This window comes from Marinobacter manganoxydans MnI7-9 (assembly GCF_000235625.1).
Classification (GTDB): domain Bacteria; phylum Pseudomonadota; class Gammaproteobacteria; order Pseudomonadales; family Oleiphilaceae; genus Marinobacter; species Marinobacter manganoxydans.
The window spans coordinates 431,415-451,260 of sequence record NZ_AGTR01000085.1 but is presented as its reverse complement, the minus strand read 5'-3'; the positions used below and the strand labels follow the sequence as shown (position 1 = coordinate 451,260).

At 57.2% G+C, this 19,846-nt stretch carries 17 protein-coding genes, 1 pseudogene and 2 riboswitches; of the genes and pseudogenes, 2 read left to right on the top strand and 16 right to left on the bottom strand.

Translation table 11 applies throughout. The annotated features are described in order from the left end of the window. Window positions 1–237: 237 nt before the first annotated feature. The 4 genes and pseudogenes from KYE_RS20660 to KYE_RS20640 form a co-directional block, all read right to left on the bottom strand. Entirely contained in the window at window positions 238–900 is a 663-nt protein-coding gene (locus tag KYE_RS20660) for a GMC family oxidoreductase (RefSeq protein ID WP_008177369.1), read from the bottom strand. 93 nt (window positions 901–993) lie between these two features. After that, window positions 994–2,564 (bottom strand): annotated as a pseudogene (locus tag KYE_RS20655) (IS3 family transposase). Window positions 2,565–2,611: 47 nt separating this feature from the next. Then, window positions 2,612–3,550, bottom strand: coding sequence for a GMC family oxidoreductase (locus KYE_RS20645; protein WP_008177363.1), 939 nt, complete (start codon window positions 3,548–3,550; stop codon window positions 2,612–2,614). Next, on the bottom strand, window positions 3,547–5,526 hold the full coding sequence (locus KYE_RS20640) for an alkyl/aryl-sulfatase (RefSeq protein ID WP_008177360.1): 1,980 nt from the start codon (window positions 5,524–5,526) through the stop codon (window positions 3,547–3,549). The genes KYE_RS20645 and KYE_RS20640 overlap by 4 nt, the downstream gene beginning before the upstream one ends. A 144-nt stretch (window positions 5,527–5,670) precedes the next feature. On the opposite strand from KYE_RS20640, the gene KYE_RS20635 reads away from it, so the two are divergent. Continuing rightward, a complete protein-coding gene (locus tag KYE_RS20635) occupies window positions 5,671–6,567 on the top strand; it encodes a LysR family transcriptional regulator (protein WP_008177359.1) in 897 nt (298 codons plus the stop codon). 66 nt (window positions 6,568–6,633) lie between these two features. Here the strand turns inward: KYE_RS20635 and KYE_RS20630 are convergent, their stop codons facing one another. The 5 genes from KYE_RS20630 to KYE_RS20610 form a co-directional block, all read right to left on the bottom strand. Further along, window positions 6,634–6,936, bottom strand: a complete 303-nt coding sequence (locus tag KYE_RS20630; RefSeq protein WP_008177357.1) for a monooxygenase — start codon at window positions 6,934–6,936, stop codon at window positions 6,634–6,636. Between the two features lie 98 nt (window positions 6,937–7,034). After that, window positions 7,035–7,970, bottom strand: a complete 936-nt coding sequence (locus KYE_RS20625; protein ID WP_050898359.1) for an EamA family transporter — start codon at window positions 7,968–7,970, stop codon at window positions 7,035–7,037. Window positions 7,971–8,060: 90 nt separating this feature from the next. Beyond that, a complete protein-coding gene (gene gdhA, locus KYE_RS20620; protein WP_008177353.1) occupies window positions 8,061–9,407 on the bottom strand; it encodes an NADP-specific glutamate dehydrogenase in 1,347 nt (448 codons plus the stop codon). Window positions 9,408–9,420: 13 nt separating this feature from the next. Continuing rightward, window positions 9,421–9,807, bottom strand: a complete 387-nt coding sequence (gene rnk, locus KYE_RS20615) for a nucleoside diphosphate kinase regulator (RefSeq protein ID WP_008177352.1) — start codon at window positions 9,805–9,807, stop codon at window positions 9,421–9,423. 318 nt (window positions 9,808–10,125) lie between these two features. Continuing rightward, window positions 10,126–10,725: a trimeric intracellular cation channel family protein gene (locus KYE_RS20610; RefSeq protein ID WP_227497903.1), complete on the bottom strand. Its 600-nt coding sequence runs from the start codon at window positions 10,723–10,725 to the stop codon at window positions 10,126–10,128. 40 nt (window positions 10,726–10,765) lie between these two features. Then, window positions 10,766–10,864, bottom strand: a riboswitch (glycine riboswitch). Continuing rightward, a riboswitch (glycine riboswitch) is annotated at window positions 10,865–10,950 on the bottom strand. Window positions 10,951–11,145: 195 nt separating this feature from the next. Between KYE_RS20610 and KYE_RS20605 the strand changes: the two genes are divergently transcribed. After that, complete coding sequence (locus KYE_RS20605) at window positions 11,146–11,703, top strand: NADPH-dependent FMN reductase (RefSeq protein ID WP_008177349.1); 558 nt, start codon at window positions 11,146–11,148, stop codon at window positions 11,701–11,703. Between the two features lie 70 nt (window positions 11,704–11,773). On the opposite strand, the gene codA is transcribed toward KYE_RS20605, so the two are convergent. The 7 genes from codA to KYE_RS20570 form a co-directional block, all read right to left on the bottom strand. Then, window positions 11,774–13,003, bottom strand: coding sequence for a cytosine deaminase (gene codA, locus KYE_RS20600; RefSeq protein WP_008177348.1), 1,230 nt, complete (start codon window positions 13,001–13,003; stop codon window positions 11,774–11,776). A gap of 33 nt (window positions 13,004–13,036) precedes the next feature. After that, a complete protein-coding gene (locus KYE_RS20595) occupies window positions 13,037–13,741 on the bottom strand; it encodes a PucR family transcriptional regulator (protein WP_008177347.1) in 705 nt (234 codons plus the stop codon). Beyond that, window positions 13,742–15,025, bottom strand: coding sequence for a cytosine permease (codB, locus tag KYE_RS20590; RefSeq protein ID WP_008177335.1), 1,284 nt, complete (start codon window positions 15,023–15,025; stop codon window positions 13,742–13,744). A 250-nt stretch (window positions 15,026–15,275) separates the two neighbouring features. Continuing rightward, window positions 15,276–16,457, bottom strand: a complete 1,182-nt coding sequence (locus KYE_RS20585) for an acyl-CoA dehydrogenase (RefSeq protein WP_008177334.1) — start codon at window positions 16,455–16,457, stop codon at window positions 15,276–15,278. A gap of 43 nt (window positions 16,458–16,500) precedes the next feature. Further along, on the bottom strand, window positions 16,501–17,655 hold the full coding sequence (locus KYE_RS20580; protein ID WP_008177333.1) for an acyl-CoA dehydrogenase family protein: 1,155 nt from the start codon (window positions 17,653–17,655) through the stop codon (window positions 16,501–16,503). Window positions 17,656–17,664: 9 nt separating this feature from the next. Then, window positions 17,665–18,861: an acyl-CoA dehydrogenase family protein gene (locus KYE_RS20575; protein ID WP_008177332.1), complete on the bottom strand. Its 1,197-nt coding sequence runs from the start codon at window positions 18,859–18,861 to the stop codon at window positions 17,665–17,667. A 23-nt stretch (window positions 18,862–18,884) separates the two neighbouring features. Continuing rightward, on the bottom strand, window positions 18,885–19,661 hold the full coding sequence (locus tag KYE_RS20570) for an enoyl-CoA hydratase (RefSeq protein ID WP_008177331.1): 777 nt from the start codon (window positions 19,659–19,661) through the stop codon (window positions 18,885–18,887). Window positions 19,662–19,846 lie beyond the last annotated feature (185 nt).

The window sequence follows — 19,846 nt, the reverse complement described above, 5'->3', positions numbered from 1 at the left end:
TAGACGTTCGGGCATGAAGAACCGGACGCAGAAGGTGACTATGCCGTTACTCACAGCGGTGCAGTCTATGTGTTTGATCGTGATGGTAATCCTCGCCTGCTTATCCGGCCGGAAGATTTAAGCGCTCAATCCATTCGGCAGGACCTTGTTGGCCTGCTTGAAGAGGATTACTGAATGACTGGAGGCTCTGGAGGAAAGCTCTGACTCGAATGTTCGCTTTTGTTTATAAGCTGACAATCAGATATCGCAGCCCTCCGCCTTTTCGAGAATCATGTCAGCAGCCTTTTCGGCAATGGCAATCGTAGGCGCGTTGGTATTGCCGCTAATCAGCCGTGGCATGATGGACGCGTCCACCACACGGAGGCCTTCGAGTCCGTGCACCCTGAGTTGTGGGTCCACGACCGCCATCCTGTCAGTTCCCATTTTGCAGGTGCCCACCGGGTGGTATACCAGGCCCACCTTTTCCTTCACCTTTTCGATGATCTGCTCATCGGACTGGCGATCTGCACCCGGGTGGAGTTCCTCACCCCGATAATCGTCAAAGGCCTTCGCCGCGAGAATCCGGCGGGCCTGGCGGATACCATCGACCATGGCTTTGCAGTCATCGGGATCGGCAAAGAAGTTGTAGTCGATTTCCGGCGCCGCAAACGGATCGGCCGACGTTATGGTTACGTTGCCTGAGCTCTTCGGCCGCAGCACACAGACATGCACTGAATAACCGGGGTTGGACATGAGTTTCAGGTCCCGACCGCTATCATCAAACAGCAGCGGCAGCATGTGGAGCTGAACATCCGGGCGATTAACGCTGTCACTGGATTTGATAAAACCGCCAGCCTCGGTGATGGATTTAGCGAGCTTGCCCCGTTTACTGAGGAAGTATCGGATGGTATCCGGGAGCATTTTCAGCAGGCCACCGAACGAGGCAGTGAAGCCACTGTTCTTCCTGCTTGAGACCAGCGGCGATTTTCAACCCAGTTGTCCAAATGACCACGTTTAAGCGGCCAGTTTATTGCGCTCAATTTCCTGCAACTTGCCAGGGTTAAGCGATACCGGTCCGGTCACTTCCCAGTTTCGGGTGGGGCCAGACCAGCGCCGTGGATTCCGGCGCTTTGCTCTTTCATAAACCATTTTCCGGTGTGCCAGGCGTTCGTAATCAGTGCCACGGTGGCGATCCGCCGGTGTCACGAACCGGATACCGCTGTGCAGGTGCTGTTCGTTATAGGCATCCTCGAACGCGAGCATCCAGTCACGCACGGCCGTGAGCGACTGAAAGCCCTTTGACGGCCACTCGGGGCAGTATTTGACCGTCCGGAACAACGACTCCGAGTATGGATTATCGTTGCTGACTCTCGGCCTGCTGTGGGACATCAACATGCCCAGATCTGCCAGGCGAGCCTTGAGTGTATAGGACGTCATTGGTGCGCCGTTATCAGAGTGCAGGACCGGTGGGTCAAGCCAACACCCTTCCCGCAACAGGGCACGTTCAACCAGCCTTCGGGCCAGATCACCGGATTCCGCTTCATGGACTTCCCAGGCAACGATCTTGCGGCTGTAGATGTCCATGATCAGGTACAGATACCAATGTTGGCCACGCACCGCGGACGGACAGTAACTGATGTCCCAACTCCACACCTGATTCGGGCCTGTCGCGGTGAAGCTCGTTGGCTCCGGTACCTTGCGAGGCGGCTTCATGCGCCCCCTATAATTCTGTTGCTGGTGCTTTTTCAGTACCCGATAAAACGACGACTCAGAGGCCAGATAGACCCCTTTGTCAGCCAGTGACGGCACGATCTGTGACGGTGGCGAACTCCGGTACTGAGGTTGATTGCAAGCACTCAGAATGGCCAACTCCTCGGCCTGGGTGAGTTTATGGGGCTGTTCAACCCGCTCCGCATCAGGACGGCGATCTTCAGCCACCCGACCGCCGGGACTGCGCCAGCGCTTCAATGTGCGCTCGCTGATATCCACCAGCTCTGCGACCTTATATCGGGCTGCACCACCGGCAACGGCTTCATCAAACAGCTCCAGGAGCCTTGCACGTTCGTCCAGCGGCGTCAGTCGTCCTCGCTGCTGTCCGGATCTTCGCCGTACAAGGCTTCGAGCTTTTTTGACAGCACCAGCAATGAGGTGGTCTCAGCCAGAGCCTTGTCTTTGCGGCGCACTTCCGCCTTCAGTTTTTTGATGGTTTTCCGGGACTCTCGTTTCTGCTTCTGAGCCGCTTTATCCCGGTCTTCCTGCATGCCAGCACCCTGGAGGCAGGCTTCTTTCCAGCGCTGTACCTGTTCTGGATACAAGCCTTTCTCGCGGCAATAGGCGCTAAGTTCGGCTTCAGACATCGAGGCCGTTTCCACTACAACGGCCAGCTTGGCTTCGGGGGACCAGTCTTCCCCGGTATTGCGATTACCTGGCACGGGCATTCCTTGTTGTCGACACTGTTTTAACCAACTATACAGAGTCACATCCGATATGCCTTCCTCCGCCGCCACCGACACGACACTTCGGTTCTGCGGAGGTAATAGTTTCTTCAACACTGCGGCTTTTCGTTCTTCGGAATAACGTGGCATGAATGCTCCCATGCCGCCCCTGATTGGTTAAATTCAGACGAAACCGCCTACTGGACAACTAGGCTGACAGAGGGGGCCAGGACGCAGGCGTCCACATGCTCCTGAAGATTCTTACCCACTCCCGGTAATTCGTGCAGGCCCCGAATACCCAGGTTTTCCAGGATGTCGCGGTCTCCGATGCCGGAAAGCTGAAGCAACTGGGGCGAGTTGATCGCTCCACCGCTTAGAATGATTTCCCGGTTTGCCCGCAACACCCGATCTCTGCCCTTGTGGCGGAGCTCTACCGCAACAGACCGTTTGCCCTCGAACACCACTTTTTTCGCCTGTGCGTCGGTGAATACAGTCAGGTTCTGGCGAGTCATGGCCGGCTTCAAATAGGCGTCGGCGGCACCGAATCGACGGCCATTCTTGATGTTCAGGTGGAAATAGCCCACGCCTTCCTGGTTGGCGCCGTTAAAATCGCTGTTGCAGGGAAAACCGGCCTGCCGTGCCGCATCTACGAAAGCTTCGGACATCGGGTACTCCGCTGTTTCCGGTGCACTGATGTGAAGGTTGCCACCTTTGCCGTGATAAGGGGTTCCGGAAAGCGTCTCGTGGTGTTCCGATTTTATGAAGTAAGGCAACATCTCCCGATAGCCCCAGCCTTCATTACCGAGTGCCTCCCACTCGTCGTAGTCCTCTTTCTGACCGCGCACGTAGAGCATGCCGTTTATTGACGAACTACCACCAAGCCCTTTTCCCCTGGGGGTAAACAAGGGCTCACCATCTCGCAGTTTCTGGTCGGGCCTGGCGTTGAATGCCCAGTTGTACTTCTTGAGAAACATGTGGGCGGCAAAGGCGCCCGGCGTCCGGATCGTGAACGAATCCCCACCCGGCCCCGCCTCCAGTATGCAGACCGAGTATCTGCCATCGGCTGAAAGCCGATCCGCCAGTACGCTACCGGCAGAGCCGGCACCGACCACGATGTAATCAAAATTCTCGTTCACGGTTTTTCCCCCACCGGTTCAATGATGGAGAAGTTTGCTGGTGGTTTTTCCAGCATTTGCAGCAGGCCAAAGAAGGCATCCACTGCCCCCTCGACCTGGATCTCGCCAGACTCCACCGCCTCCGGGAAGCTGGTTTTTTGAAGAAGGATATTATCCAGTACCGCTCGGTGCATACTCACACTGGCGTGGGCACGCTCGTCCAGCTCCCCCGACCGATGGGTCAGCGTGGCGTTCTGAAGGTTCAGCCGATAATCCTCACCCTGGTCGGTAATAGACCAGTTGATCACCAGATGCTCTCCGGCGGCTTTTTCCGGGTCAATCCTTACTGCCATCGAATCAAAAAACATACTGATTTGCAGTGCCTGCATCAGGTCTGGCTGCAGCCCCACATGTTTCGGCGTGATTAGGCCGTGGCGCAATTCGTGCGCACCAACGAGGTAGGCGCTACGCCAGGTGCCCGCCTCGGCCTGGTAACCAAGCTGCTCCAGAGCGTCCGCGCCCAGTTCGCGCGCTTCACGGTTTTCAGGGTTGGCATACACGAGATCTCGCATCACTGATGCAACCCAGCGATAGTCGCCGTCCGCAAAATCTTCGCGGGCCTTTCGGAGCACTTCTGCCTCACCGCCCATGTAGTCGATGGTGCGTCTCGATTCTTCACGAGGTGGCAAAGGGTTAAGGTTGGCGGGATTGGCGTCATACCAACCCATGTAGCGCTGATATACACCGCGGGCATTGTGGCTGACGGTTCCGTAATAACCGCGCGCTGACCATTCCTGGTTCAGGCTTTCAGGTAACTGCAGGTTTTCAGCAATATCGCCTGGCAACATGCCACGGTTCATCATACGAACCGTCTGATCATGGATATACTTGTACAGGTCCCTTTGAACTTCCAGAAAATGCGTGATGTCTTCCGGGTTCCAGATCGGCCAGTGATGCTGGGCCACCAGAATGTCCGTGCGATCAGCGAAGCGAACCAGTACCTTGTCGATAAACCTGGACCAGGAACTGGCGTCGCGAATGGCGGCTCCGCGGATGGTGTAGATGTTATGCAGGTGCTGACTTGTGATCTCGGCGGTGTTGAGCACACGGAACTGAGGGAAATACATCATCATCTCAGATTCGGCTTCGGTGCCGTGCGCCATCTGGAAGTCAATCTCGATACCATCGATGGTCAGGTTGGCGTTGTCAGGCACGGTATCGGTGGGAGCAATAAGGCTGAGCCCACCGCTACCCAGTGCCTTGCCAAGCCCGGTGTCGACATGACCTCTCACGCCCGGAGTCAAACCAGCGCCGAACTGGTAGGTGGCGCGACGGGTCATGGCGTTGCCGGCAATCACATTCTCTGCAATTGCATGCTCCATAAACCCCTCTGGAGCATAGATCCGGACCTTCCCGGCTCGAACATCCTCCTCATTAACGACACCCTTCACACCCCCGAAATGATCCGCATGGTTGTGTGTGTAAAGCACTGCCACCACGGGCTTTCTGCTTCGATGCTGGTAATAGAGTTCCAGACCGGCGCTCGCCGTCGCGGGAGTCAGAAGGGGGTCGATGATGATCAGGCCGCTGTCACCCTCAATGATGGTCATATTGGACAGATCCATGTTGCGGACCTGGTACATGCCTTCGACCACTTCGAACAGCCCATGGATCGCATTCAGTTGCGCCATGCGCCACAGGCTTGGATTGACTGAATCCGGAGCGGCATCGGCCTGCAGGAAGGCGTAGGGCGCCATGTCCCAGGCCACGTGACCTTCATTATCCAGCACCCTGCCATCAGGCAACGCACCCAAGAAGCCACGGCGAGCGTCCTCAAACGAACGGGTATCGGAAAACGGCAGCTCATTCAGTACCGCCTGGTTTAACTGTGCCGTCACGTCCGTTGCCGGCTTGGAGGTTTCGGCCTGAGCGATCATCGGGAACAGTAAACCGGCACCGAACGCTGTCAGCATGGCCTTCTTGAATAGGGGTAGCATGCGGAATCTCCTCTTTTTGGCGGCACCTGGGTTTTGTTGGTTTCGAATCGTGCGCCACGTAACTGCAGTTTGAAGCGAGGTGTTCCGTTCATCCAATGCAATGTTTCTTGACTTAATATGCGCAAAACGCATAGATATAGTGCCATGGACACACGACACATCCGGCATTTCATGGCGTTAGTTGAGTGCGGCAGTTTTGCCCGCGCCTCGGAAGTCGTGCACCTGTCTCAACCGGCTTTAAGTCGCAGCATCCAGGAACTGGAGCGCCAACTCGGGGCCAGACTGTTCGATCGGGGGCGCTTCGGGGTGGTTTTGACCGCGCACGGGCGAGCCGCTCTACCCCACGTCCGGGGCCTGCTGGCAGCGGCAGAATCTTTAAGACAGGAAGTCGAGGCCATCGACGAGCTTGAGACAGGCGAATTGAATATCGGAACCGGCCCCTACCCGGCGCTGGCACTGATGGATAAGGTCTGTGCCCGGTTTGTGGATCAGTATCCGGGAATCCGCCTCAACATTCGGACAGATAACTGGCAGGATTTACGCCTTGCGCTGTTGGACCATGAGATAGAGCTCTTTGTGGCCGATACCGGCGAGTTGTCTGGCGATCCCGATCTGGAAATAACCCACTTGCCGCAGCCCGAAGTTGTTGTGTTTTGTCGTCATGATCACCCGTTGGCTCAGGCGACGGGGGTGGTATGGGGAGATTTACTCGATTATCCAATAGCCATGACACGTGTTCCTGAAGATATGGAACGGAATATTCAGGCCATGAGCGCGCAACAAGGGGGGCTGAAACGAAGAATCGAGTGCGACAATATTGCCATGCTTGCGGCCATTGTTACTGGCAGCAAGGCCATCAGTATCGCACCCAGACCTATAGTGGCCGATTTGCTTGATAGCGGAAAGGTGACAACCGTTTCTGTATCCGGGATTGAGACTCTTCGGACCCGCTATGGTGTCTTGCAGCGTTGCGGGAGGCCGCTTTCACCGGCGGCAGCCAAGTTCCATTCCATGGTTCTGGAATTCGCAAAACTGAAATGAACCAGGAACATGGCATTTAAGGCGCATTCCAGAAAGCCAGGTTTGTGAAGCAGGGGCCAACATGATTCAGACCGGACCGTGATCAATGGCGGAAAGGGCCTCGTTCACCTGGAACACTTTGCCGTTGACCTTCGGCACACCGAATTCTTTCAGCCGGGCCGTATGCTTGTTCAGATAGGCCCTTGCACTGCTCTCATCTTCGAAGAGATAGATACCGCCCGCCTCGCAGGAGTCGGGATTTTCTGTCCAAATCTTCCAGAGAAACCCCGGCTCCCTGGCAATAGACTCGGCAAGCTCGGCCATCGCACTCGCCATCTCATCGCCAAACGGGCCGTCGTAAGGAAAATCCAACTGTAGCAGGGTTCTCATCGTTCACGTCCTCCTGAGTTCATCAATGCATCATAGCCCTAACCCACACTAGTGCAGGCAGGCGTCATTTTCTGGCCCACAAGCCATTTCCCGGAACTTCAACTCTCTCCCGACACCGTGGAATCCAGATCCGCAAGCACTCCCGGTATCTCCTCAGCTTCTGAACGTCGGTTCAGCAGCAACGCCTGCGCAATACCCGCCAGAATGATCAGGGCGCAGCCGGCCAGCTGGAGGCTATTCAGGCCCTGATCAAACAGTATCCACGCAAGCGCCACAACGGTAATGGGCTCCAGATAAGCCAGGGTGCCGAACGTGGCCGCGGGCAGAGACCTCAGAGCGATAACGGCCAACAGGATGGCCAGGAAACCCGGCAGAATACCGGCAGCAATCAACCACCCCCACTGCGCGCCGGAAATGACTTCGCTCTCCAGCAGCACCAGCGGCAACATGCACAAAGCACCAGCGAGCATCTGGTAACCACTGCGGCTGAACACATGAACACGGTCATCCATGGAACGATTGGTTAACATAAACGCCGAGTAACAGAGCATGGCGCAGAAAGCATAGGCCAGACCGATGGCTTCTTCTGCCCGTCCACTCAGGTTGAAGTTGAATTCCATCATCATGGCGAAGCCCAGCAGCGCGAATCCGACCAATCCAACACTGGCCGAGGTGAGGCGCTCTCCGAGAAAGAAATGAGCCGCCACAGAGGCCGTCACTGGTGCCAGATAAAGCACCAAAACAGCGTTCGCCATACTGGTGTAATCCATTGCCAGGATGTAAAACATCACGAAACCCGCCAGGAAAGCACCGGTTACCAACACCTTCATACCGGGCCACATAAAGATCTTGCTGTGTTGCCTGGTTGCCAGCAGATAAACCGCCACCAAAACGGCCCCAATGAAGAGCCTATAGAAGGTAACCGTCTCGGCCCCCACCCCCGCATAGACCGAAATGGCACCGATCGTTCCCATAAAAACTGCGGAGAACGCTGCGGATAGTAAAAAGACTCCGGATCTCGATACTGAAGTCATGCTACCTCTGAATTAATGAATACCCCGTTTAGTCCCGCCTCGGCAAAGGGCAGGCCTGCGCTACACGAACAGAAGGCGCCTCCAGACTATTTAAATAACCCCAAACGCCAGCATCGCATCAGCAACCCGGCAAAAGCCTGTGGTATTGGCGCCAAATACGTAGTCTCCCGGCCGGCCGTATTCTTCAGCGGTTTCAAAACAGGAGCGGTGAATTTCGATCATGATGTCCTTAAGGCGGTGTTCGCTGTAATCGAAACTCCAGGAGTCCCGGGAGGCGTTCTGCTGCATTTCCAGCGCGCTGGTAGCCACGCCACCGGCATTAGCCGCTTTTGCAGGACCAAATAAAATGCCGGCGTCGCGGAACAACTTCACCGCGTCTGGAGTGCACGGCATATTGGCACCTTCAGCAACCGCCAGGACGCCATTGCGAATCAACGCCTTCGCGTCGCCCCCGGTCACCTCGTTCTGAGTGGCGCACGGCAGGGCTACCTGACAGGACAGTTCCCAAATGGACGCCCCGCGCACGTAATCGCTTCCATTCTGCCGCCGGGCGGCATAATCGCTGATTCGGCCGCGTTCCGTCTCTTTGATCTGGCGAACCAGCCCAACATCGATTCCGGCCGGGTCGTAAACGTAGCCACTGGAATCGGAGCAGGCGATCACCCTGCCCCCAAACTGCTGAACCTTCTCCATCGCATAAATTGCGACGTTCCCGGAGCCGGAAACTACCACGTCCTTGCCCTCCAGATCGGAACCTTGAGCCGCCAGCATCTCCCGGACAAAATAAACCGTTCCGTAACCTGTCGCTTCCTTGCGCACACGAGCACCGCCCCATCCGAGGCCCTTACCAGTCAGCACGCCAGATTCGTAACGGTTGGTGAGGCGCTTGTATTGCCCGAACAGAAAACCAATCTCCCTGGCTCCTACGCCGATGTCGCCTGCTGGCACGTCGGTGTACTCGCCAATATGCCGATACAGTTCGGTCATGAAGGATTGGCAAAACCGCATGATCTCATTGTCAGATCGGCCCTTGGGATCAAAGTCGGAACCACCCTTGCCTCCGCCGATCGGCATACCGCTCAGAGAGTTCTTGAAGATCTGCTCGAAACCCAGAAATTTCACCACGCCCAGATTGACGGAAGGATGGAACCGCAAGCCCCCCTTGTAGGGCCCAAGGGCCGAGTTGAATTCAACGCGAAACCCCCGGTTGATCTGCACGGTACCAGAGTCATCCACCCAGGGGACCCTGAAAATGATTTGCCGCTCTGGTTCGCAAATACGCTCAAGGAGCTTCGCTTCCTTATACTCGGGATGCTTGGCAATCACCGGCGCCAGCGAGTCGAGAACTTCCAGAACGGCCTGATGAAATTCAGGTTCCGCGGGATTTCTCAGGACGACCTGCTCATACAGCTGGTCAAGGGGGGCTTTCTGGTGCATGCATCTTCCTCGTTCAGTTTGCGTGAGTCACATGGATAATTTTCAGACGCAGCTGGTTCTTTCCAGCCAAAGGCCAATCAATACGATCGCCTACCCGAAGACCCAGCAAGGCTGCACCCGCCGGAGCCAGGACGGATACACACTCCTCGCTTCCGTCTCGCGGGGTCGAGTACACGAGTCTCTTCGTGTACTCGGCGTCGTTACTCTCATTTTTAAAATGGACCAGAGAATTCATGGTGACGGTGCCGGAAGGCAGCTTTTCGGCATCAACCAGAGTTGCTCTATCAAGCTCGAGCGCAAGCGCTTCGGCTGTTTCAGTGCCATGTAGCTGTTTCTCCAACATCGCAGATAAACGATCAAAATCCTGTTCTAAGACATAAATAGCTGGACGTTCGGACATACCGACTCCTATAGGCCCGCAAGGCAAGGTTCAGTTAGGGGATGTGTTCAGAGGGTTTCGCCGAATTCGACGAGGGATTCGACGAATTCAGCGAAAGGAATGGCAAATACGGCGAGGCCCGGCAGCCAGAAATGCCGCCGCTGATAAAACGGAATGGATGAAGTAAAAACCGGTTTTCATTTTGAAACTCAGCGACTCTGAAAAAGGAAAAATCTTAGCAAGCTACGTTAGCTCAGTTCACGAGGAAATGAAACGATGAAAAGGTCTGAGGCTAGACCATGCCCACAATTCGAGGGCTTTCTCAAACCCACATCGCGCTCATTCCCAGCGTGTCTGCGAATAGCTGAATACTGGCAACGACAACCCCCAGCGAATGGCCGCCATACGCAGAAGCAGCCCGAGACTGAAAGCGGCCAAAAGAGTGACATTCTCGCCCACCCCTTGGCGAAGCAAGGTCAGGTACAGGAAAGCCACCATCAGTGAAACGCTGGCGTAGAGTTCGTGGCGCAGCACCTGCGGGGTGCGGTTACATAAGATATCCCGGATGATACCGCCAAAGATCCCTGTTGTGATGCCGGCCATGACCACCACCACGGTGTCATAGCCCAGCTTGAGCGCGACATTGCAGCCAATAACCGTAAAAGCCACCAGACCTATGGCATCCAGAACCAGAAACAACTGATGCAGATGCCGCATGAAGCGCGCAATCACGATGGTGACCAGGCCACCGGTAATGGTCATGTAGATATAGCGAGGGTGCTGGGTCCAGGTGACTGGGAAATTACCCAGAAGAATGTCCCGGACAGTTCCGCCACCAAGGGCGGTAAAAAACGCAATTACAGCGACACCAAACAGATCCATGTTCCTCCGCCCGGCGGTGAGGGCTCCCGACATGGCTTCGGCGGTAATGGCAATCATATAGATAGAGGTCAGCACACAGGACTCCTGAGTTTCTGTGGCCTCTCCCCCTGTCCCTGATACCTGAGAGTTTACAGAGCCTGGCTCTGCTTGCCCCTTCGGTGGACTGCGGTGGCAGTCGCTCTCCAGACGGCGTTAGATGATGCTCGCAGTACCTGTGCCTGAGCGTTTATGGGAGTTTGCGCCTTCGGCGGGGCCAACGGCCCACTCTCCTGCGAGACCGGGCATTATAGAGAGATAGGAAGCTAACGTCGAGCGAGGCGGCGGGCTGATAGGCTCAGAATTTTTGACTAATTCTTACTGGTTACTCCGTTATCTTTTTGAAGAGGCGCCCTTTATGCTGCTTTTCCAAGCAGACATTCCTACACGGATTCACTAAGCAGCCTTCGACGGCTTGTGGCCGCTATCTAAGGACACCCCATGAAACTACAAACCATCATCTGCAGCACGCGCCCCGGCCGAATCGGCCCTTCCATTGCCCACTGGTTCAATTCTCTGGTCAATGACCAGGGAACGTTTTCCAGCGAACTGGTCGATCTAGCTGAGTTCAAGCTTCCGGTTTACGACGAGGCCAACCATCCTCGCATGCAGAAATATGAGCATGAGCACACCAAAGCCTGGTCAGCGAGCGTAAATAAGGCAGATGCCTACGTCTTCGTCATTCCCGAGTACAATTTTTGCCCGCCGCCATCGTTCACGAACGCGTTGAACTACGTATACAACGAGTGGAACTATAAGCCTTGCGGGTTTGTCAGCTACGGCGGTGTTTCCGGTGGACTCCGTTCAGCCCAGGTTGCCAAGCAGCTGGTTACTACGCTGAAAATGATGCCGATGGTGGAAGGAGTAATGGTGCAGATGCCGTGGGAGAAACTGGATGACCAGCGCAACTTCCTCCCTGCCGAGCATCACACCGGCTCTGCCAATGCCATGCTGGACGAAATGGCGAAATGGGCAACGGCCCTGAAGTCGCTACGCTGAACACCAGAGTAGTTGAGCAGATTCCCCGGTTAGCAAACCGGGGAATCTGTAGCTTCTACTTCAACGGGCATCAACCCTGCCGGTTTATCAGAACACGGCCATCACGAATAGACGCGGCAACCGGCAACTGGCCCAACAGCACCTCGTAGGGCGACTGCCCCTGCAGAACAACACAGCGAGCCGGAAGTCCCTCCTCGATGCCGTATTCGTCCAGATCCAATGCTGCAGCACCGTTGTCGGTGATCAGCTCCAGCGACCGATCAATCCAACCCATGCCCAGCATGTGGCAGGCGTGCAGGCCTACGTCCAGGGTACGGAGCATGTTGCCGTTGCCCAGTGGATACCAGGGATCGCGGATGGAATCCTGGCCGAAGGCCACCTTCAGTCCCGCATCCAGCAGTTCCGGAACCCGGGTCAGGCCACGACGTTTCGGATAACCATCGAAGCGGCCCTGCAGGTGCAGGCTTTCGGTGGGCATCGACAGGAAGCGCAGGCCGGATTTCTTCAACAGGCGGAACAGCCGGCTGCAGTAATGGTCGTTGTACGAGCCCATGGCACAGGTATGGCTGGCGGTGACCCGTGAGCCATAATCCAGCTTGAGCGCCTCGGCAGCGAGCACTTCCAGGAATCGGGATTCGGGATCGTCGATCTCGTCGCAATGCACGTCTACGAGAAGGTCGTTTTTGTGGGCCAACGCCACCAGCCATTGAACCGATTCAACGCCGTAATCTCGAGTGAATTCGAAATGGGGAATGCCACCGACCACATCGGCCCCCAGACGAACCGCCTCTTCCATCAGCTCCTTGCCCTGGGGAAATGACCAGAGACCTTCCTGGGGAAAAGCGACAATCTGCAGGTCTACTGTGTCAGCCATACGCTCACGCACTTCCAGCATGGCCTTCAGCCCTGTCAGCTTGGGGTCCGTCACGTCCACGTGGGTGCGGACGTGCTGAATGCCGTTATCGGCAAACAGCTTCAACGTCTGTTCGGCCCGACCGATCACGTCGTCGTGAGTCAGGCTGGCTTTGCGCTCAGACCAACACTCGATACCTTCAAACAAGGTACCACTCTGGTTCCAGCGTGGCTCGCCGGCGGTCATGGCCGCATCCAGGTGGATGTGCGGCTCCACGAAAGGAGGAGCGACCAGATTTCCGCCGGCGTCCAGCTGGTTCTCGGCAACGCTTTCAGTCGCATCCTGCGCCGTGACACTGCTGAATTTTCCATCGGTGATGGTCAGCCGGAATAACCCCTCACGGCCCTGCAACCGAGCATTGGTAATAGCGTTCAGATTTTCACTCATAACATCTCCACACAGATTTTCCGCTGGCTTGAATCATGGCCGCGACAACAGATGGGCCAGCACCAGGGTTTTGAAATATTCATTCGGTTCAGACTCCGGAGGCATCTCCGCGACCAACCGATTCATCCGGTTCCGGATGGTATTTCTATGGCAGCCAAGGGCTTCAGCCATGGCGCACTGGTTTCCACGCTCCTGAAGCCATACCTCCAGGAGATCTCGACTACTGTCCAGCAACCCGGCTTCCACCTCAGGCAGGTACTGCCGGATAAGTCCTTCGAGCTGATGACTGCCGATACCGGCTATCAGCGCCTCCGCCAGCCCGCCTTCCCGGGGCTCTTGCGACCGCTCCGATGCGACAATCGCCCGGGCGATGGTTTCGGTCACATCCACCATTGGCAGCGAGTAAGGCTGCTCAAACAACGGCATGGCCAGCTCATCCGCCAGACGACTTAACATGGCCGGTAGCTGCCCGATGTAGGCATCGCCGGTCAGCACAACCAGCCCCGATATACCGCAGTCCCGACCTTCATAGAGGCACTCGGCCAGATTGGCCGGGCTGCGGTGGCGGCTGATACCGGTGACAAATACCAGCTCGCCACCCCTGACCCAGTTGGTGAAAGACCGGTTCTCCGCCAGATAAGGCCAGCGCACCGTGTTGTCTGCGCCGGAACTCCCACCCCGCAGATGGATGGCCCCAAGGCCAGGGAGCTCCGGAATGTCACGGCACGTCAGGGCCATTTACACCGCTCCCAGAACCTGGGCCCGGCGATCACGAACGGCCTCACTGACCACAAGCACTACACCATAACTGGCCGCGGCAACCAGTACGCCAACAATCGGCGCGATCCATGGCGAGGTATAGGCCGCTGCCGAGCCTATGGCATAGGCCGCCAGCCCGGGAATATTGAACGCGGGCAAGGTCGCCGTTTCGAGTGACGGGTACTCGCGCTTATAGCCAATGAAATAGCTGGCCATGATGACGCCGCCAATGGGCGGAATGAAGGTTCCAAGCAACACCAGGAACGGGATAAGCCACTCATACATACCCAGAACAGCCAGCACTGTGCCGATGGCGGCACCGCCCACTGTCACCAGCTTGCGCCGGCGGGTTCGAATCATATTGCAGCCGGCCACGGCGAAGTTGTATACGGTATTATCCTGCGTTGTCCAAAGATTCAGGAAGAGCATGAGAATACCCAGGGTCGCCAGCCCCTGCGCCACCATGATATCGACGATATCCGCCTGCTGGTAAACCAGAGCACCAAAGGCGCCAATCAGCGTCATCAGTCCATTACCGAGGAAGAACGCCAGTAGGGTCGCAATGACCGCCGTTTTTCCGGATTTGGCAAAACGGGTCCAGTTGGTAGCCTGGGTGCCTCCACTGACGAAAGTGCCGAACACCATGGTAATGGCCGCAGCTACGGTCATTTCGTCTGAGGGGGTAATGGCGAGTAATCCCGAAAATCCACCGGCGTCCGAGGTGGCGATTGTCATACTCACCGCTACCAAAATAATCATCGCCGGCACCGCAAAGCGGGACAGCATTTCCAGCCCCTTGTAGCCAATGAACGCGGTGATACAGAAGCCGAAACCGAACACCACCATCAGCGGCGTGGTCCAGCTCTCGGGCAAGCCCGTCAGCTTGACCAGGAGAATGGCCATGGTCGCCGTGCCCCAGGCGTACCAGCCGATCTGGGTAAAGCCCAGGATGAAGTCGGAGAGTTTGCTACCCAGCTCACCGAAGGTAAAACGGGACATCAGGGCCGTATTCAGCCCCGATTTTGCAGCGATGTAGCCAAGAATGGCGGCGTAGGTACCCAGAAGAAGGTTACCGGCTGCCAGCACCAGCAGCATCGTTGAAAAATCGAATGCAACACCGATACTGCCGCCCGCCCACATGGTGGCGGTGAAAAAGGTGAAGCCAAGCAGAACCAGGCCCATGGACCAGATACTGCGACGCTGATCCATGGGCACCGGGCTGAGCGGGTAGTCCTGTTCCTGAGGAGTCACTTGTGAGGTCATTGCCTTGTCTCTCTTTGATGAAAACACGAGAGAAAGATGGCAACGTCTGTGCCATGTGGTCCTCACGGCCATGATTTGAGAGAGTGGATGACACCTGACCTGTGCACTTTGCACAATCACGCCAGGTCAGGATGTAGTCGCATCCCGGGTTCGCCCTGACCTGGTGCAAAAAAGCAGGCCAACGCTCATTTCAGTGCAGGACTGCCCAAAGACCAGACCCTGCAATACCGGCAATCCTGGATGGGAATGATCAAAAGAACGCCTGAATACCGGTCTGGGCTCGACCCAGAATCAGAGCGTGCACATCGTGAGTGCCTTCATAGGTATTCACCACTTCCAGATTCACCAGATGTCGCGCCACCCCGAATTCATCACTGATTCCGTTCCCCCCGAGCATATCCCTGGCCAGGCGGGCAACATCCAGGGCCTTGCCGCAGGAATTGCGCTTCATGATGGAAGTGATCTCGACGGCAGCCGTGCCCTCATCCTTCATCCGACCAAGACGCAGGCAGCCTTGCAGGGCCAGGGTGATGTCGGTCTGCATATCTGCCAGCTTTTTCTGGATCAGCTGGTTGGCGGCCAGGGGCCGGCCGAACTGCTTGCGGTCCAGCACATACTGACGAGCGGTGTGCCAGCAGTCTTCGGCAGCTCCGAGGGAACCCCAGGAAATACCGTAGCGGGCGGAGTTCAGACAGGTGAACGGCCCCTTCAGCCCCCGCACGTCCGGGAAGGCATTTTCTTCCGGCACAAACACGCCGTCCATCACGATTTCACCGGTGATCGAGGCCCGCAGCCCTACCTTGCCGTGAATAGCCGGGGCACTCAGGCCCTCCCAGCCTTTCTCAAGCACAAAGCCGCGAATTGCGCCGTCGTCGTCCTTGGCCCAGACCACGAACACGTCAGCGATCGGGCTGTTAGTGATCCACATCTTGCTGCCGGTCAGACGGTAACCGCCGTCCACCTTGCGGGCGCGGGCCGCCATGTTGCCGGGATCGGAGCCATGGTCTGGTTCGGTCAACCCGAAACACCCGATCCATTCTCCGGAAGCGAGTTTGGGCAGATACTTCTGGCGGGTTTCCTCATTACCGAATTCGTAGATGGGCACCATCACCAGAGATGACTGCACACTCATCATGGACCGGTAACCGGAATCCACCCGCTCCACCTCGCGAGCGATCAGGCCATAACACACGTAATTCAGGCCGCTACCGCCGTATTGCTCGGGAATGGTACATCCCAGCAGGCCTGTCTCGCCCATCTCCCGGAAGATCTCCGGGTCGGTCTGTTCGTTGCGGAAGGCTTCCAGCACCCGGGGCCGGAGCTTACTTTCGGCAAACTGGCGAGCACTCTCGCGCACCATACGCTCGTCTTCGGTCAGTTGCTGGTCCAGCAACAGCGGGTCTTCCCAATTGAAACTTGCTTGGTTGGCCATGTCGGTTGTCTCCGATTGTTGATCTTGTCTTGATGGCGGGTGGTCAGGCCACCTGCTGTGAAGCCTGCCGGGGTATCTCCAGCAGGGCCGAATACTGTCCGAGGTGGAAGTCGTCATCCCCGAACTGATGAGTCAGCATCACCAGGCGCTTGGCGTGGTGGGCCAGTGAATATTCCCAGGTCATACCAATACCGCCGTGCAACTGGACAGACTGCTCGGCAATCAGCTGCGACGCCCGGGCCACGGTGAACTTGGCAGCAGCAAGCCGTCGGCTGCGACTTTCCGAATCCGGGTCGTCTGCCACACAGGCTGCAAGAATGGTCATGGAGCGCGCCAGCTCGAGTTCGCCGCGCATTTCCGCCATCCGGTGCTGAAGCGCCTGGAAGCGGCCAATCGGTGAGCCGAACTGCTGGCGCGTTTTCAGGTAGTCCAGAGTCAGCCGGAAGGCCTCCTCCATACTGCCTACCGCCTCGGCGCACTGCGCGGCAACCGCACGGCCACGCTGATAGGCCAGCGCCGGCGCGGCCTTACCCGCCGGTCCGAGCAGGCTGTCCGCCTCGACGTAGACATCCGCCAGTGCAAGATCACAGGCCCTTGGGCCGTCTATGCAGGGGTAGCTGGTGCGCGAAACACCCTCAGCCGCCGGGTCCAGCAGAAACAGGCTTACACCTTCACCATCACTCATCCGGGCAGTGACCAGGATGGTGTGGGCAAGCTCGCCGCCGATCACTACCCGTTTGCGGCCGCTCAGACGCCAGCCCCGTTCACAGGGCACCGCCTGGCATTCAATCGCCTCCGGATGGTAATGGCTACCTGCTTCCTCGTCGGCCACCGTCAACAGACGCTCGCCTGCCGCCACCGCTGGCAGAATCGACTGCCGCTGTTCGGCGGAACCCAGTTGCTCAAACAGGCCGGCAGCATAGATCTGGGAATGCAGGTACGGCTCAAGACACAGGCCCCGGCCGAGCTCCTTCATCACCAGCATGTTTTCCACGCCTGTGCCGCCGAAGCCTTCGTACTCGGCAGCGATTGGCACCGAGGTAATGCCCAGCTCTGACAACTGGCGCCAGAACTCCGGGCTGTAACCCCGGGGGCTCTGGTAGAATGCCTCCCGCTGCTCAAAACTGTAGGTGTTGCGGACCAGACGCTCGACCGTATCAGCCAGCATCTGTTGCTCTTCGTTCAGTTCAAAATTCATAGTCCCCTCCTACAGCTCCAGAACCAGCTTGGCGATGATGTTCTTCTGAATTTCGTTGGACCCGCCGTAGATAGACAGCTTGCGCAGATTGAAGTACTGGCTGGCCGGCGACGCGCCGTAATCCTGATACAACGGCTCGCCATGGAAGTCGGGTTCCAGCTCCGGCTCCAGGAACGGCAGCGCGTTCGGCCCGAGCGCCTTGCGCATCAGATCGGTGATCGCCTGACGGATCTCCGAGCCCTGAATCTTCAGCAACGAGCTCTCCGCCCCTGGCACCCCACCATCGCGGGTGGCGGCCAGAATGCGAAGGGTGCTCATCCCCACCGCCAGCAGGCGCATTTCCAACTCGGCAATCCGGGCGCGGAACAGGGGATCGTCAATCAGTGATTGGCCGGCCACCGTCTCGGCACTGGCAATCTGCTTGAGGTGTGACAGCGCCGCTTTTGACTGGCCGATACCGGCCTGGCCAGTACGCTCGTGGGTGAGCAGATACTTGGCACAGGTCCAGCCCTTGTTCTCCTCACCAACCAGGTTTTCCACCGGCACCCGAACGTTGTCGAAGAACACCTCGTTGACCTCGTGTTCACCATCGAGGGTGATGATCGGGCGCACAGTAATGCCTGGCGTATCCATGTCGATCAGCAGGAAGGAGATGCCCTCCTGCTTCTTGGCGGAAGGATCGGTGCGAACCAGGCAGAAGATCCGGTTGGCATGTTGGCCCAGGGTGGTCCAGGTCTTTTGACCGTTGACTAGGTAATGATCGCCATCCCGCTCGGCGCGGGTTTTCAGGCTGGCCAGGTCGGAGCCGGCGCCGGGCTCGGAATAGCCCTGGCACCACCAGTCCTCGCTGCGCAGAATCCGCGGCAGGTAGTAATCCTTCTGGGTCTGGGTGCCGAACTTGATGATTACCGGTGCCACCATGTTGACGCCGAACGCCACCAATCTGGGCGCTCCAGCGGCGGCGCACTCCTCGTCAAAAATGTGCTTCTGCACCACGGACCAGTCGGTACCGCCATGCTCGACCGGCCAGTTGACGGCATACCAACCCTTCTGGTTAAGAATCTTCTGCCAGCGCTGATGATCCTCTTTGGCAAGTCGACGGCCCAGACGGACATTCTCTGCAAGGTCGGCCGGCAGATTCTGTCCCAGAAACGCCCGCACCTCACTGCGGAAAGCCAGCTCTTCGGGGGTGAAATGAATATCCATAATCGCTCCTGAGCTTGTAAAGGTTAACGGTGCTTCCACTGGGGCTGACGTTTCTCGAGAAAAGCAGTCATACCCTCGCTTCGATCCTCGCTGGAAAAACTGGACCACAGCAGCCGGCGTTCGTATTCAACGCCCGCTCTCAAAGGGGTCTCGAACGCCTGATTAACCGCATCCTTGTTGATCATGGTGGCCATCTGCGAATAGCCGGCGATTTCCCCTGCTACCGCCATGGCCGTATCAAGCAGATCGTCAGTTGGCACGACCCGGCTGACCAGACCACTGCGCTCAGCTTCCTGCGCATCCATCATTCGACCGGTCAGGCACAGGTCCATAGTCTTGGCCTTGCCAATGGCCCGGGCCAGCCGCTGGGTACCACCGGCTCCGGGCAGGGTGCCAATCTTCACTTCCGGCTGGCCGAAGCGGGCGTTATCGGCGGCTATCAGCAGGTCACACATCATCGCCAGTTCACAGCCACCGCCGAGTGCCAGGCCGGCCACCGCGGCAATCACCGGCTTTCGGCATCGGGTCACGGTTTCCCAATTGGCGGAGATGAAGCGCTCACGGTAGGCCCGGGAAAAGTCCAGGGCATGGACTTCGGCAATATCCGCGCCGGCGGCAAAGGCTTTCTCGTTGCCGGTAATGACAACGGCGCGGATGGCCTCATCCGCTTCCAGGACTTCCAGAGCGGAAGTCAGTTCGTTCATCAGCGCGTTGTTCAACGCGTTGTAGACCTCTGGTCGGTTGAGTCTGACCAGGGCCACAGCGTCGTGCTTTTCAAGCAATATGTTGCTGTACTCCATAACCACCTCCACTAACAGATTTTTTCTTATTACTTCTTTATAAAAGCTATGGAAGCTTATTTGTCCGATTTTCAGAGGCTACACCCGAATATTTTTTAAGGCAACATGTTGACATAATATTTTGAGAAGGCGTATGTTGAAACTGACAAGGCAACGACCTGCTTATGCGGGCTGGCCACCCAACA